This window comes from Dehalogenimonas etheniformans (genome assembly GCF_014672715.2).
Lineage (GTDB): Bacteria > Chloroflexota > Dehalococcoidia > Dehalococcoidales > Dehalococcoidaceae > Dehalogenimonas > Dehalogenimonas etheniformans.
Genome location: NZ_CP058566.2, coordinates 908,848 through 929,558 on the forward strand (window position 1 = coordinate 908,848; position 20,711 = coordinate 929,558).

The 20,711-nt window shown below is 50.2% G+C and carries 21 protein-coding genes and 1 riboswitch; of the genes, 3 read left to right on the forward strand and 18 right to left on the reverse strand.

All coding sequences use genetic code 11. The features are described from left to right. Window positions 1-14: 14 nt before the first annotated feature. Window positions 15-3,368 carry an FAD-dependent oxidoreductase gene (locus HX448_RS04615; RefSeq protein WP_162485867.1) on the forward strand — a complete coding sequence of 1,118 codons (3,354 nt, stop codon included), beginning with the start codon at window positions 15-17 and terminating at the stop codon, window positions 3,366-3,368. A gap of 128 nt (window positions 3,369-3,496) precedes the next feature. Next, complete coding sequence (gene trxA, locus HX448_RS04620) at window positions 3,497-3,814, forward strand: thioredoxin (RefSeq protein WP_102330408.1); 318 nt, start codon at window positions 3,497-3,499, stop codon at window positions 3,812-3,814. Between the two features lie 82 nt (window positions 3,815-3,896). Here the strand turns inward: trxA and cobU are convergent, their stop codons facing one another. The 13 genes from cobU to HX448_RS04685 form a co-directional block, all read right to left on the reverse strand. Next, on the reverse strand, window positions 3,897-4,460 hold the full coding sequence (gene cobU / locus HX448_RS04625; protein WP_102330407.1) for a bifunctional adenosylcobinamide kinase/adenosylcobinamide-phosphate guanylyltransferase: 564 nt from the start codon (window positions 4,458-4,460) through the stop codon (window positions 3,897-3,899). Next, on the reverse strand, window positions 4,457-5,071 hold the full coding sequence (locus HX448_RS04630) for a histidine phosphatase family protein (protein ID WP_102330406.1): 615 nt from the start codon (window positions 5,069-5,071) through the stop codon (window positions 4,457-4,459). Before HX448_RS04630 ends, cobU begins: the two co-directional genes overlap by 4 nt. Window positions 5,072-5,080: 9 nt before the next feature. After that, window positions 5,081-5,845: an adenosylcobinamide-GDP ribazoletransferase gene (cobS, locus tag HX448_RS04635; RefSeq protein ID WP_102330405.1), complete on the reverse strand. Its 765-nt coding sequence runs from the start codon at window positions 5,843-5,845 to the stop codon at window positions 5,081-5,083. Between the two features lie 72 nt (window positions 5,846-5,917). Beyond that, the gene (gene cobT / locus HX448_RS04640) at window positions 5,918-6,979 is read right to left on the reverse strand and encodes a nicotinate-nucleotide--dimethylbenzimidazole phosphoribosyltransferase (RefSeq protein WP_102330404.1); all 1,062 of its coding nucleotides are present in this window, start codon (window positions 6,977-6,979) and stop codon (window positions 5,918-5,920) included. Window positions 6,980-6,996: 17 nt separating this feature from the next. Beyond that, complete coding sequence (trpD, locus tag HX448_RS04645; RefSeq protein WP_102330403.1) at window positions 6,997-8,118, reverse strand: anthranilate phosphoribosyltransferase; 1,122 nt, start codon at window positions 8,116-8,118, stop codon at window positions 6,997-6,999. Between the two features lie 16 nt (window positions 8,119-8,134). Beyond that, a complete protein-coding gene (locus HX448_RS04650; RefSeq protein ID WP_102330402.1) occupies window positions 8,135-9,169 on the reverse strand; it encodes an alcohol dehydrogenase catalytic domain-containing protein in 1,035 nt (344 codons plus the stop codon). Between the two features lie 112 nt (window positions 9,170-9,281). Next, window positions 9,282-9,471: riboswitch (cobalamin riboswitch) on the reverse strand. Window positions 9,472-9,480: 9 nt separating this feature from the next. Beyond that, entirely contained in the window at window positions 9,481-10,584 is a 1,104-nt protein-coding gene (locus HX448_RS04655; protein WP_102330401.1) for a pyridoxal phosphate-dependent aminotransferase, read from the reverse strand. Beyond that, complete coding sequence (locus HX448_RS04660) at window positions 10,565-11,521, reverse strand: cobalamin biosynthesis protein (RefSeq protein WP_102330400.1); 957 nt, start codon at window positions 11,519-11,521, stop codon at window positions 10,565-10,567. Before HX448_RS04660 ends, HX448_RS04655 begins: the two co-directional genes overlap by 20 nt. 8 nt (window positions 11,522-11,529) lie before the next feature. After that, complete coding sequence (locus tag HX448_RS04665; protein WP_102330399.1) at window positions 11,530-12,276, reverse strand: adenosylcobinamide amidohydrolase; 747 nt, start codon at window positions 12,274-12,276, stop codon at window positions 11,530-11,532. A gap of 1 nt (window position 12,277) precedes the next feature. Next, window positions 12,278-13,096 (reverse strand): ABC transporter ATP-binding protein, encoded by an 819-nt coding sequence (locus HX448_RS04670; protein ID WP_102330398.1) that lies wholly within the window; start codon window positions 13,094-13,096, stop codon window positions 12,278-12,280. Then, window positions 13,096-14,181: a FecCD family ABC transporter permease gene (locus HX448_RS04675; protein ID WP_102330397.1), complete on the reverse strand. Its 1,086-nt coding sequence runs from the start codon at window positions 14,179-14,181 to the stop codon at window positions 13,096-13,098. The genes HX448_RS04670 and HX448_RS04675 overlap by 1 nt, the downstream gene beginning before the upstream one ends. A 49-nt stretch (window positions 14,182-14,230) precedes the next feature. After that, window positions 14,231-15,229 carry an ABC transporter substrate-binding protein gene (locus tag HX448_RS04680; protein ID WP_102330396.1) on the reverse strand — a complete coding sequence of 333 codons (999 nt, stop codon included), beginning with the start codon at window positions 15,227-15,229 and terminating at the stop codon, window positions 14,231-14,233. Window positions 15,230-15,741: 512 nt separating this feature from the next. Next, on the reverse strand, window positions 15,742-16,485 hold the full coding sequence (locus tag HX448_RS04685; RefSeq protein WP_102330395.1) for a radical SAM protein: 744 nt from the start codon (window positions 16,483-16,485) through the stop codon (window positions 15,742-15,744). 324 nt (window positions 16,486-16,809) lie between these two features. On the opposite strand from HX448_RS04685, the gene HX448_RS04690 reads away from it, so the two are divergent. Next, on the forward strand, window positions 16,810-17,121 hold the full coding sequence (locus HX448_RS04690) for a hypothetical protein (RefSeq protein WP_102330394.1): 312 nt from the start codon (window positions 16,810-16,812) through the stop codon (window positions 17,119-17,121). A gap of 3 nt (window positions 17,122-17,124) precedes the next feature. Here the strand turns inward: HX448_RS04690 and HX448_RS04695 are convergent, their stop codons facing one another. From HX448_RS04695 to HX448_RS04715, 5 genes are read right to left on the reverse strand one after another with little or no spacing between them, the layout of a single operon-like run. Continuing rightward, entirely contained in the window at window positions 17,125-17,634 is a 510-nt protein-coding gene (locus HX448_RS04695) for a hydrogenase maturation protease (protein WP_102330393.1), read from the reverse strand. Beyond that, window positions 17,635-19,077, reverse strand: a complete 1,443-nt coding sequence (locus HX448_RS04700; protein ID WP_102330392.1) for a Ni/Fe hydrogenase subunit alpha — start codon at window positions 19,075-19,077, stop codon at window positions 17,635-17,637. It abuts the gene before it with no gap. A gap of 22 nt (window positions 19,078-19,099) precedes the next feature. Next, on the reverse strand, window positions 19,100-20,017 hold the full coding sequence (locus HX448_RS04705; protein ID WP_102330391.1) for an NADH-quinone oxidoreductase subunit B family protein: 918 nt from the start codon (window positions 20,015-20,017) through the stop codon (window positions 19,100-19,102). Between the two features lie 48 nt (window positions 20,018-20,065). Then, window positions 20,066-20,251, reverse strand: coding sequence for a hypothetical protein (locus HX448_RS04710; protein WP_102330390.1), 186 nt, complete (start codon window positions 20,249-20,251; stop codon window positions 20,066-20,068). Window positions 20,252-20,259: 8 nt separating this feature from the next. Next, entirely contained in the window at window positions 20,260-20,703 is a 444-nt protein-coding gene (locus tag HX448_RS04715; protein WP_226846884.1) for a hydrogenase iron-sulfur subunit, read from the reverse strand. Window positions 20,704-20,711 lie beyond the last annotated feature (8 nt).

Sequence of the window (20,711 nt, forward strand, 5' to 3'; positions counted from 1 at the left end):
TCCAGGAGGCTTTTGTGGCCGATAACATAAGAATAGGTGTTTATGTCTGTCATTGTGGCATCAACATCGCCAGTGTTGTTGACGTCGCATCCGTTGCTGAATATGCTGGTACCCTATCTAATGTGGTCGTCGCCAGGGCCAACAAATACACGTGTTCAGACCCAGGACAGGATGTTATCAAGACAGATATTATCGAACTTGGCCTGAACCGGGTGGTAGTTGCGGCTTGCTCCCCGACGATGCACGAAAAAACTTATCGCCGTGTTCTCCAGGTAGCCGGTTTAAACCCTTATCTATTCGAGATGGCCAACATCCGAGAGCACTGTGCCTGGGTTAACCGCGAAGACCCCGCCGCCGCTACCCAAAAAGCCAAGGATGCCGTTCGAGCTGCTGTTCGACGGGTTTCGTTACAAGAACCTCTTGAACCCAGAAGCATTGAAGTAAACAAAAATACACTTATCGTCGGCGGTGGCATTGCCGGTATAACCGCAGCTTTGGAAATCGCCGAATCCGGCAATAAAGTGTTCCTTATCGAGAAATCACCGACGATCGGCGGGCACATGGCCCAACTGGATAAGACCTTTCCCACTCTCGACTGCGCCGCCTGCATTTCTACTCCAAAGATGAGCCAGGCCGGCCAACATCCAAATATAGAGCTCTTGTCATACAGCGAGGTCAGCTCTGTCTCGGGTCATGCCGGTGATTTCAAAATATCCGTCAATCGTAAACCGCGATATGTCCGGGAAAAAGATTGCAAAGGCTGCGGTGATTGTGCCACTGTCTGTCCCGTTTCCGTTCACTCCGAGTTTGATCAGGGCTTATCAATTCGCAAAGCTGCATATAGGTCGTTTCCCCAATCCGTCCCTAATACTTACACGATCGACCGCCGCGGCACCGCTCCCTGCCGAGCCGCCTGCCCTGCTGGAGTGAATGCACAGGGTTATATCGCGCTCGTTGCCCAGGGTAAATTCGCTGAAGCCCTCGAGGTGGTGTGTAGGACGATGCCTTTTACCTCTGTTTGTGGGCGGGTGTGCACTCACCCATGCGAAACCGAGTGCAGCCGGAAAGACCTCGATGAAAGTGTCTCCATTCGTTCTTTAAAGAGATTTCTGGCTGATTACGAGATCACTCACCCTAGACAACCTGTAAGACCCAATATCACCCGTTCAGAAAAAGTCGCTATTGTCGGCTCCGGCCCGGCCGGCCTCGCCTGCGCTTATGACCTTCTAAAACTTGGCTATCCAGTCACAGTATTTGAAGCTGACGAAAAGCCGGGCGGCATCCTGCGTTACGGCATTCCGTCCTACCGCCTGCCTGACACCGCGCTTGATAATGACATCTCTCAAATAACCGGACTTGGAGCTGAAATCAGGACGGGTACTCGCGTTGATTCCCTTCAAAAGCTAAAGGAAGAGGGCTATGCCTCCACCTTTTTAGCTGTCGGCGCCTGGCAGAGCCAGAAGCTGGGAATTCCCGGAGAATCTTCTGAAGGCATCTACGATGCCCTTACATTCTTGAAATCGGTCAGGAAAGGCAATTCCCCAACCCTTGGACAAAAGGTCGCCGTAATTGGTGGTGGTAACGCTGCCATTGACGCCGCCCGCACCGCTATTCGGCTTGGCGCGACTGAGGTAGCTCTCATTTACCGCCGCTCCCGTGCTGAAATGCCTGCTATATCTGAGGAAGTCGAAGCCGCTGAGTCTGAAGGTGTTCATCTCACCTTCCTCACAGCCCCAATCGAGTTTTTCGAGAAGGATAGCAAAGTCATTGGGTTGCGTTGTATCCGGATGGAACTCGTTGAACCGGATTCCTCAGGTCGCCGTCGGCCGGTGCCTGTCGCCGGTTCTGAATACGATCTTGAGGTTGATAACGTCATTGTTTCCGTCGGCCAATCCGTCGGTGCCAGTTCTTTCATTGGACTCGAGAGACTGCCCAATGGCACAATCAAGACTGTTTCTTTAACTCTGGAGACAAATCTTCAAGGTGTTTTTGCCGGCGGTGATGCCACAACCGGCCCTTCCACCGTCATTGAAGCCCTCGCCGCAGGCAAGGAAGCGGCCACCTCGATAGATCGTTACTTACAAAGGCAAGATCTCAGCCAAAATAGAAAACGCCAACCCAGCATCGTTCGCCCATCGCTTAATGGGCTAAAGAAATCTGAGCGCGTAAAGAACGGGCACGCCATATTCAATAAAACGTTCGATGAAACCGAATTGGGTTTAACCGAAGCTCAGGCTATCGCTGAAGCTGCCCGCTGTCTCAATTGCGCTGGTTGTTCGGATTGCCGCCAATGCGTAGCTGCCTGTGAAGCAAAGTGCATTGATTTCGATCAAAAGCCGGAGACCGTTGAATTAGAAGTCGGCAATATTATTGTGACCACCGGCTTCGATACTTTCGATCCTTCGGCAATATCCCGCTATGGCTACGGCAGATACGAAAATGTCATAACCAGCCTAGAATTCGAGCGCCTGGCTAACGCCTCCGGCCCGACCAGCGGTGAGATCAAGTTGAAAGATGGTCGCAAACCAGAATCCGTTGCTATAGTTCACTGCGTGGGCAGCCGGGACAAAAATTATCATGAGTACTGCTCCCAAATCTGCTGCATGTATTCACTTAAACAGGCACATCTTATCCAGGAGCGCACCGGTGCGGACGTCTATCAAATGTACATAGATTTGAGATGCGCTGGCAAAGGATATGAAGAATTTTCGAATCGTGTTGCCGAAGAAGGTGTTAGTTTCATCCGCGGCAAAGTGGCCGAAGTTACAGACAAGACGGTAGGCGATGAAGCCCCCGGCAAACTAATCGTAATCGTAGAAGACACGCTCCAGGGCGTCGTTCTACGAGTTCCGGTTGACATGGTCGTTCTCGCCGTCGCTGTTGAGCCGCAAAAAGACACTGAAGCTGTTGGACGTCTCTTCGGATTGTCGCGAAGTGCCGACGGCTTTTTCTTGGAGAGGCATCCAAAACTTGATCCGGTTGCCACCATGAACGACGGAGTCTTCATCGCCGGCTGTGCTCAGGGACCCAAGGATATCCCCCAGACCGTCGCCCAGGCCCAGGCGGCGGCTGCCCGGGTGTTGGCTACTATCGCAAAAGGCAGGATCGATCTTGAACCGCGTGTATCGGAAGTCATCGAGGCTAATTGTGATGGCTGCGCTTATTGCGTCGAACCCTGCCCATACAATGCAATCACATTGATTGAATATGAGAGCGGCAACGGCATCAAGAAAATTGTCGAAACAGATCCAGTGAAATGCCGTGGCTGCGGCGTTTGCATGGCTACCTGTCCCAAGGCTGGTATTGTAGTTAAAGGATTCACCTCAGACCAGTTGAGGGCTATGGTAGAGGCACTCCTCTGCCCATAGCACCACTCAACTAGCGTCTGTGGTCATCTGCTCTTCTATCGGCCTGTTTGATCCAATGCCTTTGCCGTGTTGACCTACCTGAGCCTGACACGTTACTATTGTAGATAGTCTGCAGAAAGAGGTGAACTATGCCGCTGGAAGTTACCGATGATACCTTCGACGCTGAGGTAATGAAATCTAAAGTTCCCGTTTTGGTTGATTTTTGGGCACCATGGTGCGGTCCCTGCCGGATGGTCGCCCCGATTGTTGATAAACTGGAAGAGAAGCACAAAGAAAAATTCAAGTTCTGCAAGATAAATGTTGATAATAACCAGAAAACCGCAGGTCAGTACCGGGTCATGTCCATCCCAACCTTGATGTTTTTCAAGGACGGCAAGGTGGCTGAGACGGTTGTAGGAGCCGTGCCGGAGAGTTCCCTGCAGTCCAAGATAGACAAACTACTTTAGCCTGTAATAGACATTATGTAAAGAGGCGGCTCAATTCGAGCCGCCTCTTTCTGTTTTTACAAAATCGAGGAGTGCGTAGTCTCTAGTTTTGTGGCTTTACCTTCAGTGGAATGCCGGCCACCATTAGATACACTTCGCCAACTGCCCGGGCCAACATCTGGTTTGCTCTTCCAAGTACGTCACGATAAATCCGCGTTGAAGCGCCGAGAGGAATGATTCCCTCTCCCACCTCATTGGTCACCATTATGTAGGTAGCCGTGCTTTTTTTCATGCATTCGATTATCGAATTGATCTCAGTTTTAACGTCATCCTCAACCGTTTTCTCGTCGACATCCTCACCTTGAACCGCCATATGCTGACATAGCACATTATTGACAAGGAGAGTGATGCAGTCCAGGACGACGACATTTAGGTTCCTATTCTCTTGAGAGATACAACTGCCAACCTTATATGGCGCCTCAAGGGTGTGCCAGTGCACCGGACGGGATTTTTGGTGCACCTCGATCCGCCGTTTCATCTCATCGTCACGTGCTTCGGCGGTGGCTACGAACAATACCTCGCCGCCGATTTGCCTGGCAAGTTCCTCAGCATAACTACTCTTGCCGCTACGTGCCCCACCGATGAGGAGAATTGTCCTTTTTGTCATTTTGTTTCCTTTATTAGGTGTGAGGTATCGCTTAATTTCCCCAATATGGCACCTGTGGAATAGATATCGATTATGCTCACTGAGGCCATATCGAATTTGAATTGCCAGTAATGATCGACGGGCAGACCGAGTAGCGTACACACCAGTACTTTGTAAGGCCCTCCATGCCCAACTAACATTATCGTTTCGTTGTCCTTATGGGTTTTCAGTATTTTGATGAAGGAATTAACTCTTTCGACAAAATCGAGAAATCTTTCGCCGAGGGGGAAACACACTTTCGTACTGCCGCATTGCCACAAGTCGGTTACTTCAGGGAACAACCCACAGGCCTCCTCAAACGTTATCCCTTCAATCTGTCCGAAATTCACCTCATTAAGTTCCGGCGCAGAATTGATTTTAATCCCCTGGATTGAGGCAATTCTTTCCGCTGTTTCAATTCCCCTGCGCAGAGTGCTGGCGTAGATTGCATCAATTTTCTGCCCTTTAAAACGCTCCGCTAGTTGATCAGCCTGTCGGTAGCCTTCATCTGAAAGGTCTATATCCGTAAAACCATGGCATTTTTCAGGATTATCGGTAGCTGTTTTGCCATGTCTGACCAGGATAAGTCTCAATTTTGTCCCCTATAGCCAGTTATTGAACGAGAAGAGTATCACTATTAGCAGAATGGTGAACTCGCTGATCTCGTTGAGAGCGCCATAAGTGTCACCCGTAAGACCGCCGAATTTACCTTTAAAAAACCCAGAGAGGGCAATGGTCAAAACCCAGGTTCCCGCCATTGTGACTATTCCTAGCCAACCGGCGATCACGACGACTATTATTGCCGCCAGTACGGTGGCGACCGGCAGGACCCATTTGTTTGATCCGCTTTTTAGTTCTTTTCCCATGCCGATTTCTCGGGCGTAAGGGTAGTTGAAAACGGCATATGACATCGCCCACCGTGAAAGCACCGTCATCAGGACAATGGCAACGTAGATATGGCTCTGAGGTACGCTAGCGAGCGCGGCGAATTCCAGTAATAGTAGTACGATGCCGGCTGTCACGCCCACGGCTCCGACATCAGGGGTCTTCATTATCTGGAGCCTGCGTTCCGGCGATTTGTGCCCACCTGCCAGGCCGTCAAAGGTATCGATCAGTCCGTCCAGGTGCAAGCCGCCGGTAAGATATGCCAATATGCCGATGATCATCGCGTTGGCCAGGAGTAGCGGCAGCAGATTGGAGAACACCCAATAAAGGCCGCAGAGTATGCCCCCCAGGATTAATCCGACCAGCGGGTAATAGACCAATGACCTCGCAAATTGTTGCTGGGTCAATGGTCTATCCCATTCCTCCCGCCTGAACGGGATGGGTATGCTGGTTAAAAAGCGGAGAGCTGCCAGAAAGGACATTGTGTTACTGCCTTTCAGCGATCCCTTAAATCTGGCTTTCGAGGTGTTTGGTCTCGATTTCCGATTTGCGTTTTATTCTTTACTTTCGGAAACACCAGCCTCGCCAAAGGTCGCCATTTCGGCCAGTATTTTAGCAGAGGTCTCGGCAATAAAGATACCTATTGCCGCGCCCGTCCCTTCGCCGAGCCGAAGGTCCAGAGTGACTATGGGTTTCAGACCAAGCTTATCGGCCATGATTTTGTGCCCGGGCTCTACGGAGAGATGTCCCAGGAACATATATTCCCTCGACTGAGGGGCGATAGCTTCGGCGATCAGGGCGGCTGCCCCCGAAATAAAACCATCAACTACGACCGGGACCCCGCGAGCGGCAGCGCCTATAATAACACCGGCAATACCGCCGATCTCGAAGCCTCCGAGTTTGGCCAGCACGTCGATGCCGTTCTTCGGATCCGGCTTGTTGACTGCAATGGCCCTTTCTATTACTTCGATCTTGTGCTGGAGTTGCTCATCGGACACTCCTGTGCCTCGTCCGGTTACTTTAGCGACTGATTGTCCGGTCATGACCGCGCAGATGGCTGCGGAAGGTGTGGTGTTGCCGATGCCCATATCGCCGGTGCCAACAATATCCAAACCTTTATCAATCTCAGAGTTAACCACCTCAATACCGGCTTCAATTGATTGAATTGCTTGCGCCTCGGTCATTGCAGGGCCCCTGGCGAGGTTCTTGGTGCCCCTTGCCACCAGCTTGTTAACAACCGGTATATTGGCCGGCAGGTCACCCGCCACACCCATGTTCACCACTACGACACGGGCTCCTATCTGCCGGGAGATCACATTAATTGCGGCGCCGCCGTGCACGAAGTTCAAAACCATTTGTGGGGTGACTTCCTGAGGGAAATTACCGACTTTCTCTGCAACGACACCATGATCTCCAGCCATCGTGATGATCGCCTTGTTCTTGATTACCGGAATGGCTTTTCGCTGAATTCCGGCTAACCTGATCGATATCTCTTCCAATCTGCCCAGCGCGCCCTGTGGCTTTATTAAGATGTCCTGTCTGGCCGCGGCTTTTTCCATAGCGTTTTTGTCCAGCGGTTTGATGGCTGCGAGGGTTTTGTTTAAAAGAGTTGTCATTTTTTTCTCCTATGCGTTTATTTTTTTTTGGCTGCATTGCGATGCTGCAATAGATTCTCAAGTTTTCGTAGACTTTCGGCTGAGTCTGTTGTCTGGGTTGACACCCATTCGCGCAGTTTGGCGGCTGCCTTACCCGTTTGCACTATTCTTTCTGCCATCCGATATCCTTCGGCTAAGTCCCCGGCTTGCCCTGCAATATAGAAAATGGGCGCGGCGTTGGCACAGACAATCTGGTAATCTGCCCCGTTCCTTTTTCCTGATAAGATCGCTACCAGGCGTCGTGCTTCAGCTTCTCGGTCAGCGAGTGGGTGGATGTCCGACTCAATAGCTGCATGAATGCCGAAGAGTTCCGGAGTAACGGTGAAAGTTCGGATTCCCGAAGAGTCGTTCACCTCGGCCACGAGTGTTTCACCGAAGATTGAGATTTCGTCCATCCCTTTGCCTCGGTCATTGGAGCCATGAAACACTAACGCTCTTTTGTAGCCGATTTCCCTCATTACTTTCGCCACGGGCTCGACCAGGTCTCGCGCATAAACGCCCCGAACCCCGTATTTGGGCATGGCCGGGTTGGCCAGAGACGCCGATATGTTAAGGGTTGTTCCGAAACGTATCTGGGACAGGATGCGGAAAAGAGCTTGCGGGTGAACTTTGCCGCTCATGCCGTTAAATATGCCTATACTCGCCGTCTCTATCGAGTGTTTTACCAATTCGACGTCGCACTCTACGTCTACACCAAGAGCCTCTACTATATCAATTGTGCCGCACGCGGAGGTCAGCGCCCGGGCGCCGTGTCGAGCCATATAATTGCCTCCGGCCGCCGCGATTATTGCCGCCGCAGTACTGACATTGAAAGTTTTTAAGCTGTCCATGCCGGTACCGCTGTTTTCTATCAGGGGTGTGGTTGTTTTGGGATTCACTCTGACAGTGTCCCCCAGATAAATAGATTCCCAGGCCCCGGCGATCTCCTCCGCGGTTTCCCCTTTGGAAGTAAGCGCCGCCAGGAATGCGCCTTGCTGCAAATCGGGTTGAGTGTTTGCCATTAATTCATCGAACATGGCCTTGGTCTCTTGGCGGCTGAGACTACCTTTGTTTATCAGGCGAGCGATCCCGGCCCCGAACTCTTTCAGATTGTCTACCATTCTTTCTCCTCCTTAATCACTGATTATAATTGATTACTGCTCGCAAACCCTTGCGTTCAAGGGTGTAATTTATTGCTTCGGCAATGTCTTCAAGGCTGATACGCATGGTTATCAGGTCAGCAACGGTCATTCCCTGGGAGATCAGCTTCAATGCTGCGGTATTCTGGACTGCGGTTGAGCCGAACGATCCTGTTACTTCCAGTTCTCGGTAGTGTACATGGTTAATATCGAACCAAACCGAGGACGTTTCTTTACTCAGGCTGGCAAAAAGGGATAAGCGGCCTGCGTCTGCCAGAAGCGGCAGCAAGTTAGCGGTTGATGTTGAATTAGATGACAAGATAACTACGTCGACACCACGGCCGCCGGTTTCGTCTCTGATGATTTGTGGCAGCCTCTCTATGCTGGTATCGATGACCCTGTCCGCTCTTCCGTGTTCACTAGCCAGTTTGAGGCGGTTTTCATCCTTCTCGGCGATGAAAACCCTTTGTGCTCCTCTGAGACGGGAAAGGCGGCTGTGCAACAAGCCCAACGGCCCGCCGCCTATGATAAGGACGGAATCATCTTGGCCTACTTTTGCCCTTTCCTGGGCATTTAGGCAGCTAGCCAGCGGTTCGGCCATTGCGGCCTCTTCATCAGTGACATTTTCCGGGACCAGATTAACTCCGCCGGTAGTAACCGCTGTCGCTGGTAACGCGAGGTATTCTGCAAACCCACCATCCTCGGAAAACCCAAGTGTTTTTAGTGCAATGCATCGCCGGGTTTCTCCTCTGCGGCAAGCTGAACAACGCCCACAGCTGATACCCGGATAGATTTGGACTCTATCTCCAGGTTTATATAATTCGCTTTGGCTCTCATCAATTACACCGGACAGTTCGTGCCCGAGGATCCTTGGATAGACCAATCCGGAGTGGCCATTAATTACCATTCTGGCGTCCGAAGAACATATTGAGCAGCTCGATACCTTAACCAAAACCCCGCCGGAAGGGCATGCTGGCATTTCGACTTGGCCCAAAACAAGTTGTTTCGGTGTTTCGAGTATTGCTGCTCTCATGAGAACACTCGCATAAAACAAAAATCCCCGAACTGCACTCAGCCCGGGGATTTAAATAAAAAATCCCCGAACCTTATCGGTTCAGGGATTTACCATTTCCCGAACCCTTCCTCGAGGGCTTATAACTACGGCAGGTCTTCTGGCTTCTGGCTCCAACCTACTCACGGCGCCTTCCCATCTTCTATTTAAAGATAGTGGCTATGTTGCCGTTTTCGTCACCAGTTACAGCGGCGGGACCGCATCCGACTTGCGCGGAACTTCCCAATTAAGCTCTTGCGAGCGCCGTAACCCTTATTCAATTGTTTCTAATATTAATGTAGGCAGAAAGCCTTGTCAAGCCGCCATGTCAGGGACCTCACCGCTTCAACCAGCTTCTTGCATTCTGGCAACGTCCGCGGGGCAATGCGAACATACTCTGGCAGACCAAATGAGCTGCAATCCCTGACAACAATTCCTTGTCTCATGAGGGCTGACCGGAACTCCCTGGCTTTGCCGACCTTCATCAAAAAGAAATTCGTTTGTGTCGGCACCAGCTTGAATCTCAAGACGCCTAACTCGCCTAGCAAATAGTCACGGCTGGTCCTTATGAGTCCTTCACTCCTTGAGATGTACTCGACATCGTGTGTGGCTTGCAGACCAGCTTTTTGTGCAATGGCATTAACATTCCAGGGCGGCTTTACCTTATTCAGGTTTTCAATAATGCCCTGACAGGCTAGTCCGTAACCAAGTCGCAAGCCGGCCAGAGCGAAATCCTTGGTCATGCTTCTGACTACAATCAAGTTGCCGTGGGATATTAGGCTGACCGATTTCCAAGGATCCTGAGTGAATGCGATATAAGCTTCATCAAGCACCACGAGTCCGTGACCCGCCGCACCCAGCATTTGTTCTACATTTTTTATTGAAAGATATCGGCCGGTGGGGTTGTTCGGATTACAGATGAAAATTGCTCTGGGTTTCAGATGTTCGATCACCTTAATTGCGCGGTCAAGGTCAAGATTGAAACCTTTCATTTCTTCGGTCCAGAACTCCACAACCTCTGCTCCGGCTATCCTGCAGGCCGTGTCATATTCGCCGAATGTTGGTTTAAATATCAATACTTTGTCACCATGGTTGAAATAGGATTGTGCCGTTAGCCTGATAATTTCCATGCTGCCGGCACCAACGATGACATTTTCAGGCATCAAACCGTTCTGAGCAGCAAGTGCACGCCGAAGTTCGGCAGAATCCGAATCTGGATAGTGATCTATCACTACATCTTCAAGTTTGAAATCAAGTTTGAACGGATAAGGATTCGAGTTTGAACTGAAGTCTAGAACGTCAGCAGGGTCAATCCCCAGATGTTCAAATTCAGCATAATTCGGACCGCCATGGTAGCAACTTGAGAGAGCCACAACCTCAGGCCTTGGCGAGGGCATAAATCAGTCCTCCCGCGGCAAAGCAGATAATGACCCATATCCAGGTGGCGCTGTTGATGAGTCGTAAGGAATCGTCTATGACTTCCGGTGTCATTGGTCTTTCAGCTCTTCCCAGCCGATAATGGTCGATCTTCTCAAATTGTACCCGAAGCGCCGCTGCTGCGGCCGCCATAGGCCACCCTGCATTCGGGCTTTCGGTCTTTGAATGGTCGACCTTGGCGATGTTCCAGGTGCGTCTGGCGCCCATTTTGGTGATCCAGGCGGCCGCTATAACCATCAAGGCGGAGATTCTGGCGGGGATGTAATTGAGAACATCGTCCAGCCGTGCTGGAAACTTACCTAGATATTCGTATTTCCCATGGTAGCCGATCATGCTGTCATAAGTTGATACGACTCGAAAACCGAAGGCGGCAGCCAAACCGTACGGCCCAAACAGACTGAAAACTACGAAGAAAAACAGAGGCGAAACCAGGCTATCGCACAGGCTTTCGGATACCGATTCAACAGTGGCCGATACCAGGTATGGCCTAGAGAGCTTGGATGTGTTGCGGCTGACAAGTGCTCTTAGTTCAAATCGGGCCTGGTCAATTGTTTCATCTTTTTCTATAAGACCTTTTATGTGCAGAGCGGTTTTTCGAAGGTATACAAAGCTGAAAGTCATTTTTAGTAGAATGCCGGCCACTACCACGTACAAAACATAGTTGATATCCTTAAGCAAGGCTACGAGGAATAAGACGGCGGAGGTCACAACCGCAGTAAGTCCGATGGTCACGACCGCTCCGTAGACGAATTGATAAGTCTTGCCGCCAATAAATCCCAAACGTTCGAAAAAAGAGATTGCCCTACCTATCCAGGCTACAGGATGTATAGCATTCGGTGGATCGCCGAGGGTGAACTCTACCAATAGGGCGATGAGAAGTATCAGGATTATGTCCAAGGGAACTCCTAACTATTTAGGGCTTTGCGTCGTTTTGCAATGGCTTCTTTTGTGGCGGCAGTAACCGCCCGAGCCATTAGCCCGCCTATTTTAGTATGTCCGCTGACGTAAGTACACTTTGCAGTCTTGCCGGAGACAACAACGATTTGATCGGTGCCGGTACCCGTGGCCTGCAATGCAGGATTGTAAGTGCTTTTTATGCCAAGATCTTCCAGAGCGACTACTTTGGCTTCGGTTATCGTAATGAACGATGCCGCCATGGCTGCCTGGGTTAATTCACACGAACTGAATACGATCGTGTTTATTGTGCCTATCGGACGGTGATGACGTCCCGTGTCTACTCCTACTCTGAGTGCATTGCCCTCGACTCCGGCGGTAACAAAAGCCATTGCCCATAAATCGCCATCGGTCTCCTCGCGAAAAGCCAGTTCCGGCATCGGTACCCCAGTCGAAAGCATGGTGGCATTGTCTAGCGAAAGGATTCGGCCGCAAGAATTCGCTTTTAATATTTTGCGGTAATAATCGCGCCAGTCTACGCTCGCATCATGGAGTTTCATCCAGAGGGGTGGAGGGATGTGGCAATTGGCCACTACCCTTACGCGCCTGTATCCTTGCAAACCGGAAAGCGTTCTTTGTGGTTCCGGCAAATGCAGTAGCAGAGCGTTCGAAGGAACGTTCCAGATATGATGATAGACAACTTCGGCTGTAATATCATGGAAGCAACCGAGTATTTCCGAGTGAACGTTGGATGTCATCTTATGATCCCTGGATGGCACACGGTTCGCCTCCATTGATATTGCTGACCTTAGGCAGCACCGCAGGTAGTCCACTCAGTGGGTGAGTGTGAACATAACTGCCCGGACCGTATACGTTGCAGATGTTTTCGGTCGTAATGACGTCACGAGGAGTCCCGAAAGCATATAATTCGCCGTTCTTGATGAGAACCAGTTTTTCGCAATAATGGGCCGCTAGATTGAGGTCATGGATCGCTGCGATAATTGTCAAATGCCGGTTGGTGCACTCTTCTTTCAACAGATCAAGTACTTCTATCTGTCGTCCGATGTCCAGGTTAGCCGTTGGTTCGTCGAGCAATATGCCTTCGGTTTCTTGCGCCAGAGCTCGAGCGATAACCACGCTCTGGATTTCACCGCCTGATAACTCTGAGATGTGTCTATCCGCAAATTGCTGTACCCCGCATCGCTCCATAGCCTCCCATGCGATATCGATATCCTTTTTGCTTTCGTATTTGAACATTCCCAGGTGCGGATTACGCCCCATCAGAACAATTTCAAAAGCCGTGAAGGCACTTGGCAAAACTGGAGTCTGGGGCACGACGCTGATGGTTTTGGCCAATTCCTTGAACGACAAGTGCGCAATGTCATGACCATTGGTGAGTACTCGCCCCCTTTTAGGAGTCAACACATGGCACAGGGCTTTGATGATGGTCGACTTTCCCGATCCATTGGGACCGACTAAACCGACCATTTCGCCCGGGATAGCGGTAAAAGTCATGTTACGCACGACGTCTTTGCTTCCGTACGCAAGGGTTATGTTCTCCATCTCGAGGGTTAACATTAAAATAGCACCTTGGTCTTCTTTCGCAGAAGATACATGAAAAATGGAGCTCCGCACAAAGCAGTGATAATACCGATAGGGATTTCGGATGAACCAATGCTCCGGGACAAGATGTCTGCTCCTATCAGGAAAATCGCCCCGACCAGAGCTGATAAAGGCAACAGGAACCGGTAATCGGCGCCCCAAATCAACCTTACTGCATGAGGGATAATGATACCCACAAAACCTATGATACCCACGAACGACACGGCGGCGGCGGTTATGATCGTCGAAACGGTCAGAAGCATTAATTTCAATTTTTCAATATTGACGCCGAGTTGTTTCGCCTGGTCTTCGCCAAGTTGGATTATGTTCAGAGAACGGGCAAAAAGGAAGATGAAACCGCTACCCAGTAAGATCACCGGCAGGGCAATTTCAACATCTGTCCACTGCGCCGATGAAAAGCTGCCCATCATCCAGAAGACAATACCTCGGATCTTATCGCCGCTGATTGTGATGACGAAGTTCACTAACGCCATAAGTAACGACCCTACCGCCACACCGCCCAGAATAAGCGTGGTAACAGGAATCGAAGATCCTACTTTGGCGATGCTGTAAACCACCAATACCGTGAGGATAGCTCCCAGGGCTGCGAATACCGGGATAATGCTAAATGCTTCGTTATGGAATGTGATTGGTAGGATAAAACCGATTGCAGCTCCCAATGCCGCCCCTTGCGCCACACCAATAAGGTAAGGATCTGCCAATGGATTTCGGAACAGTCCTTGGTAAGTTGCGCCCGCGACTGATAAAGCTATACCCACCGCGCCAGCTAATACTACCCTCGGTAACCTGATCTGCGTGATGATCGTTTCCATCGGATCAGACCACGTATGATCAATGTTGACCAACGGCAACTTATCGAGGATTATGCCTAGAGTGGAACTGAAAGGGACGCTGACACTGCCGATGGTGGTAGCAAATGCTGCCAGGAGTAGTAAACCTAAAAATAACAAACCCATCGTCATAAAACGAGTATGCCACTTGACTGCCAGCAAAGGTGCAGCTTTTTTTGTTTTAAATTCGGTCAGCGTATCAGTTACCATTGTGTGTTTTCAGAGCAGGATGGCTTTTTCCATCCTGCTCCCATAACGTTTATTTCAACCCGAATTCAGGATGAATTACCTGAGCCATGGCGACTAGGCCGTCTGCCAGGCGGGGTCCCATTCTCTGTAAGATATTCCCGTCGATATCGAACACCTTGGTATTTTTTATTGCATTGATACTTTTTAGTTGGGGATTATTCAGCATTTGATCCCTGGCTGAACCGGAAGTTCCCATACTGCTGGTAATTATTATGTCAGGATTGGCAGCGACTAGATCTTCAATAGACATAGTTGGGTATCCAGTTGAATTCGGAGAAATGCTGACTCCGCCTGCCAGAACAATCAGTTGGTATTGTGGCGTGTCGGTCCCGACTGTCATCGATGGTGGATAAAGTACATATAGAACCTTCGGTCTCTGAGCGGTTGTGAGAGTTTGTGTTTTTGAGGTCACCGAATTGATCTTAGCCTGTAACGCGGCGACTTCTTCGGTTGCTTGTTTGAGGTGATCGGTGATCTTTCCGACAAGGATAATGGCATCCATTATGTCCTGCAAGTTACGGGGATCAAGCGTAAATATCGCCGTATTAGGAAGCAAGGTTTTCAGTTGGGGCACGACTTTAGCTACGTGAATATTTGAAGTCAGGATTAAATCAGGTTGAGCATTGATAACCAATTCAGTATTGACGTCGGAAAAGCCGCCCATCTTGGATTTGGTAGTTGCTGCCGCGGGATAATCACAATAAGTTGTGTCACCTATAATATTCGCATCTAAGCCAATCGAAAAAGCAATTTCAGTATTGCCAGGCGACAAGGAGACTATTTTTGTAGCTGGTTTGGTAAATATGAAAGATTGGCCTGTTTGATCCTTGACAGTCAGCGGGAATGTTACCGTGTAGTTGGTAGTTACGGGGGGCGTTGTTGTAGGAGTAGTTGTATTATCGACAGAATTTCCGCAGCCTGGCAACAATCCCAGGACCATTATTGAAGCTAACAGCAACGATACGGTTACCAGTTTCGGAATAGAACTTTTCCTTATTAAACTATTCATTAAAATCAATCCTTGATTTGTTAGTATGACTGGATTGCCGCTTCAAGATTGTTATCAACTTGTATTACACATGCGCCCACCTCCTTATCCGCGGAGAAGATACTTGACCGGAGCCGGGGTTCTGACTCTCCCAAGGAGATTGGGATTACAGCAGGCGGAACTGTACCGGACTTTCACCGGACTTGCACCCGTTCACCTGTTAAACCGGTTACTCTGGTTCGGAAAGAGTCAATTTATTCCTAAAAAAGAAACCTCCAGTCCCTTGCGGTTAGGAGGTTAGTGCTTACCAACGGCGCTCCTTATACCGCGGAGACCTAGTTACCTTAAGGCTGGGGTTCTGACTCTCCCAAGGAGATTGGGATTACAGCAGGCGGTACTGTGCCGGACTTTCACCGGACTTGCACCCGTAGCTTGTAAAACAAGCTGACTTAAGTTGGCTAATATCTAATTGATTATATAATACGGCAGTCGTTGGAACGTGTCAAGAACCTTGACTCTCGGAATATCGATCATTAGAAAATGCGAACTGCTTTATCCCCCACCCGCTTCATATCCAATGTAAGAATAGTCACCTTATTCATGTATTTCTTTGCCAGTTCGGCAGCATGTTCAACTTCCTGGTTGCTGGCAGGTCGCCAAGGGCATTCCGGCACAGGGAAATAAGCATCGATACGGAACGGAATATTTGGATCGATCGAACCAACGAACTTGGCCACCTTTTCGATCTCTTCGGCTTCGATGAGTTCGGGGATTAACACCACCTCGGCGTGGAGGTTCTTGCCCATTTTGGCAATCTCGGCGAAATGTTTGAGGGCTGGTTTGTTCGATCTCCCGGTGTACTTGCGGTAAATATCCTCGGATACAGCCTTGATGCTGAATATTACCTGGTCAACATCAGTCAAATCAGGCATGACGATTCCATTTGTTAGGAGAATGTTATAAGCATGCCATTTCTCATGCAGCTCTTTCGTCAGACGCGGAAATTCAGGATCTAACGCCGCCTCTGTTCCCATAAAGACGGCATATTTGATCTCCAAAGGCTTGAGGAGTTCTATTACCTTATTGTAGGATAAAAACTTATCTGGGGGAGTTGTGCGCTCTCTGGTCATGATTTCAGTTGTAGCATCGTCGTACAGGCTGAAATCGTATAGCTCCCAATTGGTATAGCAAGCCTGGCAATCGAGTGTGCACTTGGTCCAGATATGGATGTCGACCGATCCGTATGACGGTTCGTAAGCGATGTGATAGACCTTCAAATTTGTCCCTCCGGATTTTGTAACGGTCAAGTATACACTCGTTTACGGGTTAACGGCAAAAAATATTCGACCAAAAACGACATGAATCGCTTGACAGACAATAGTACACTAGTGCTATTATATGATAATCTATAAAGAGAAATAGGCTGGTATTTTATGCAACTAGGGCGTATTTGTTTACTGAAAACGGACTTCTAAAACTTCATCACAACCTAGTCGTTTCAGTCGTTTTTCATGCATTAGAGCTTGAAAGGAAGAGCTTCAGCGGATAATGTATAATAAATACAACTTTCGGTGAAAGAAACTACATTTAGGGAAACTACGATGACAGACGATATTTTGAGAGAAGCCAGCAACATTGCCCAGTGCCGTGAGTGCGCTTGGTATAAATCTTGCACTATCCCGATGCGTTTCACCGCCGAGGACATTAAAAGGCAAATGGAAGCTCAACAAGGAGTGACCTTCACCGCCCAGGATGATGCCAACATGCAAAACATGATCGGGAGTATGGCGCAGGCAGTCCAGAATTCAATGGTAGAGGCTTGTCCTGTATTTATTCAACGGCTGCGCGAAAGCCCGAAACTCGCCGAGCGCATCAAGCGCATCATGCAAAACTGGTCGGACGAGACAGCGTAGGGGTTAATCCGTCGCGTCTTTGTCTTCGAAATACGTTTTCTCGATGTAATCGGCGGCGTCTTTTACCGCTTGTTGGATTGGCTTCGATAATCCGGCAGTCACTATTTCTGGTATAGACTCAGGCTGGGTCGCGAGTATCGTGACGTTAACATGGGCGTTGTCCCGCAATTCCTGCAACAGGTTCAAGCTAGGTGCAAGGTGTAAAGAAAAGTCGTGGCTCTTGAGTTTCGGAACCTCATCGACCTTGACCAAGAAAATCTCACCTGGTTGTCGCCCGCAATCTAGTGCATCGACAATTACGATTTCCTTCGGGCGATCGGGTGAAATAATGAGGTCGAAAAGAATCTCTCTAACACCAGTACCAACATCCATGACCTCTGAAAAAGACGGAATCCGGCCGCGGCGGGAGAGTTCCTCCGCCACAGCCGGGCCGAATCCATCATCTCCGAAGAGCGGATTACCTACCCCAAGAATCAGGAGATCTTTTTTGTAGTAATCCGGAACGTATTCCATTTACTGGTTGGTCAATGTCTCGATGAGTTGCCCGTCCGCACTGACGATATCCACTTTGCAGGCCAATTGACCGTTCAGGTCATGACTGGCGCAGGACAAGCATGGATCGTACGCTCGGATGGTCATCTCCACTGTGTTAAGGATGCCCTGGTCGTATTTGCCATCCTTAATAAGAAGCTTGGCGGCCTGCTTGACCGACATGTTTATCGGCGCGTTGTTCTGGCAGGTGGCCACGATCAGGTTGGCGGCAGTCACCAAGCCTTTTTCATCGGTCGTGTAGTCGTGGATGAGGGTACCGCGCGGAGCCTCGGTGCAACCGACACCGCGTGCTGCCCTGGGTGTTGCTGCAACGCGGGTGTTAGGGGATGTGATATCCGGATCATTTAGCAGTTCGAGTGTTTTCTCGGCGTTATACTGGATCTCGATAAGGCGCGCCCAATGGAAAAGTAAGGTGGCCTGAACCGGCCGACCGAAAGTCGCCCGGAATTCCTCAAGTTCAGCCTGAGCCAGCGGAGTTGATATCTTGTCGGCAACGTTCATCCGAGCAAGGGTGTTGACCCTGTAAATGCCCTTGGGATTCTCCGGGTCCATGGAGAATCCGCCCCACTTCTTGTTGTATGGGAACTTGACGAACGACCAAGGCTCGACGTGCTCGGAAATGTAGTCGAGGTAATCTTTGGCTTCGAAGTCCTCGTACTTGCCGTCAGGATCCATCATGCGTAGTTTGCCGTCGTAGAGGTCCATGGCGCCATCGCTTCGTACGGTACCCAAGAAGCCGGTTTTGATTACCCCGATAGTCTTAACCGCTTCGATATAAGCGGGAAAAATGTTTTTCTTCGCGTATTCCATGGAGAATTTGGCCAGTTCAAGAGCTTCTTTTGCCATTGGTATAAGCTTCTGGCGTTCTGCTTCGGTCATTGGTTTGGAAAAACCCCCGGGAACTGCCGCCGCTGGGTGGATGGACTTACCGGCGATGATCTCAAGCATGTGGGCGCACATGTGACGGACCTTGACCACGTTGCGAGCTACGTCAGGAAGTTTCTGAGCGATACCGAAGACATTTCTGACGGCGTAGTCGGCGGCGGGCCCCATGACGAAGTCTCCCCCGCCCAGGAAATAGAAATGAAGGATGTGTTCTTCCATATAAGCGATGCTATTGCACAGTTCGCGCAGTTTGCGCCCTGCCGGAGGAGGCGTAACCCCGAAGACTGCATCGCAAGCCTTGGCGGAAGCCAGATGATGTGACCACGGGCAAACACCGCAGATACGGGTGGTAATTCGGGGCATTTCCTCGACCGGTCGCCCGATACAAAATCTTTCGAAGCCCCGGAGTTCCAGGACATTTACCTGGGTGTCGGCAACGTTACCGGCATCATCGAGTTGAATGGTTATTTTTGCCCCGCCTTCGATACGGGAGACAGGTTGAATTACGATTTCTTTCATTTTCTTTTCTCCTTAACCCAATTTAGCGGGTCGGCATCGGGCGTAGCCGCCCGGCGCCAATGAAGCGGTTAAAAGTCGCCATGCGGTCTTCGATCTGCTTCGGATCCAGTCCGACCGAGGATAGAGCGCCCATCATATCAACCATGGGATTCGCTCCAGCGCGTATCGGACCGAAACACCCCCGGCACGGCATGTAGGCCTTTATGCAACGGGGTGTCTTTTCGGAACCACCGCAGCCGGTGCGAGTGGCGGGACCGAGGCAAAGGATACCCTGTTCGTTCATGCAGCGCATGTTGTCATAACGTCCGGGAGTAAACTCTGGAGCCTGCAACGGCCGGCGGATTGCAACCTTTGCTTTCTTTTCCCTGACGGTAGGACAGTCATCACACACGCTGCGTTCCGGCAGGCTGAAACTCTTTCCCTGCAGCAATGCGGTCAAGGCACTGGCGATCCACTCTGGCGTAGGTGGACAGCCGGGAATGGAGACGTCTACTTTTATAACTTCGTTGACGGAATAGACCCGGTCGGTTAACGCCGGCAAGCCTTGACTCGGATTCGCTCCTGCTTCCGTACTAGCCGTCTTGCGATAGGCCATATCGAAAATGTCGGCGTTGTTGTACATGTTCCCTAAGGCCGGGACGCCGCCAAAATTCGCGCATGAACCCAAAGAAATGATGATCTTGCACTTTCGGCGCATTTCTTCAGCTAGTTCCTTGTTTTCCTGATTACGGATACTGCCGGTGACAATACCGACGTCGGCTTCGGGAATCTCCATGTGCTGTTTTTCGCCGGTTTGACCAAAAAGCTTGTGGTCCATAAGTACCGGCATGTGGACAAATTCGAGGCTAGGGAGCAAATCAAGTAGCGGCTCACCTATGTCCAGAATGGACACCTCGCAACCACCGCATACAGCGAACCATTCCTCCGCTACACGAACCATACCATTTCCTCCTTGCTTTTTTGATGATTTGTTAGTTATCAGAAGCCACTATGTTGAGGTATTCAGGACCAGCCGTCTGGTGAATAAGAAACACTTACCCTCTTCAGCCAGTGATCTCACCTCAAAACCAAGAGACCGATAATGTTCTTCCTGAGTTTGACATTCGGTTGAGTTTTCGTATTCTCTACCGTCCCACATGAATTTCTTGCCGTCGAAGAGGCGAGAGAGTTCCATCGTCCTCCTTACATTTTGTATGGGCTAGGACCCAGTTTCTTTAAATCGGCTACCATATCGGTCACTACCTGAGCAAAACGTGCTCCTTCGGAGGCCGATACCCATTCCAGGCGGTAACGTTCTTGTTCTAACCCGAAATCCTGCAACATTAACTTGATGGCTTCCGCCCTTGATTCGGCCCGCAGGTTGCCCTCTCGGTAATGACAATCCCCGGGATGGCACCCACACATTAATACCCCGTCAGCACCCTTTGTCAGCGCATCGATTACAAGGTTAGGATGCACCATTCCAGAGCACATAACCCGGATGATACGGACATTCGGCGGATACTGTATGCGTGATACGCCGGCTAAGTCGGCCGCAGCGTAGGAGCACCAATTGCAGGCAAAGCAGATGATAAGCGGTTGATAGCCGGCGTCACTCTGAATCTCGTTTTTGTCCATAGTCGTCATAGCGTTCA

Bases quoted from the DNA above. Each gene is read 5' to 3' on its own strand.
- cobT (WP_102330404.1), bottom strand. From the start codon at position 6,979: ATGACAACTCTTTTAAACAAAACCCTCGCAGCCATCAAACCGCTGGAC.
- HX448_RS04665 (WP_102330399.1), bottom strand. From the start codon at position 12,276: ATGACATCCAACGTTCACTCGGAAATACTCGGTTGCTTCCATGATATT.
- cobS (WP_102330405.1), bottom strand. From the start codon at position 5,845: ATGTCCTTTCTGGCAGCTCTCCGCTTTTTAACCAGCATACCCATCCCG.
- HX448_RS04655 (WP_102330401.1), bottom strand. From the start codon at position 10,584: ATGCCCTCGCCAAGGCCTGAGGTTGTGGCTCTCTCAAGTTGCTACCAT.
- trxA (WP_102330408.1), top strand. From the start codon at position 3,497: ATGCCGCTGGAAGTTACCGATGATACCTTCGACGCTGAGGTAATGAAA.
- HX448_RS04680 (WP_102330396.1), bottom strand. From the start codon at position 15,229: ATGAATAGTTTAATAAGGAAAAGTTCTATTCCGAAACTGGTAACCGTA.
- HX448_RS04690 (WP_102330394.1), top strand. From the start codon at position 16,810: ATGACAGACGATATTTTGAGAGAAGCCAGCAACATTGCCCAGTGCCGT.
- HX448_RS04710 (WP_102330390.1), bottom strand. From the start codon at position 20,251: ATGGAACTCTCTCGCCTCTTCGACGGCAAGAAATTCATGTGGGACGGT.
- HX448_RS04715 (WP_226846884.1), bottom strand. From the start codon at position 20,703: ATGACGACTATGGACAAAAACGAGATTCAGAGTGACGCCGGCTATCAA.
- HX448_RS04705 (WP_102330391.1), bottom strand. From the start codon at position 20,017: ATGGTTCGTGTAGCGGAGGAATGGTTCGCTGTATGCGGTGGTTGCGAG.
- cobU (WP_102330407.1), bottom strand. From the start codon at position 4,460: ATGACAAAAAGGACAATTCTCCTCATCGGTGGGGCACGTAGCGGCAAG.
- trpD (WP_102330403.1), bottom strand. From the start codon at position 8,118: ATGGTAGACAATCTGAAAGAGTTCGGGGCCGGGATCGCTCGCCTGATA.
- HX448_RS04675 (WP_102330397.1), bottom strand. From the start codon at position 14,181: ATGGTAACTGATACGCTGACCGAATTTAAAACAAAAAAAGCTGCACCT.
- HX448_RS04650 (WP_102330402.1), bottom strand. From the start codon at position 9,169: ATGAGAGCAGCAATACTCGAAACACCGAAACAACTTGTTTTGGGCCAA.
- HX448_RS04695 (WP_102330393.1), bottom strand. From the start codon at position 17,634: ATGGAATACGTTCCGGATTACTACAAAAAAGATCTCCTGATTCTTGGG.
- HX448_RS04670 (WP_102330398.1), bottom strand. From the start codon at position 13,096: ATGTTAACCCTCGAGATGGAGAACATAACCCTTGCGTACGGAAGCAAA.
- HX448_RS04700 (WP_102330392.1), bottom strand. From the start codon at position 19,077: ATGAAAGAAATCGTAATTCAACCTGTCTCCCGTATCGAAGGCGGGGCA.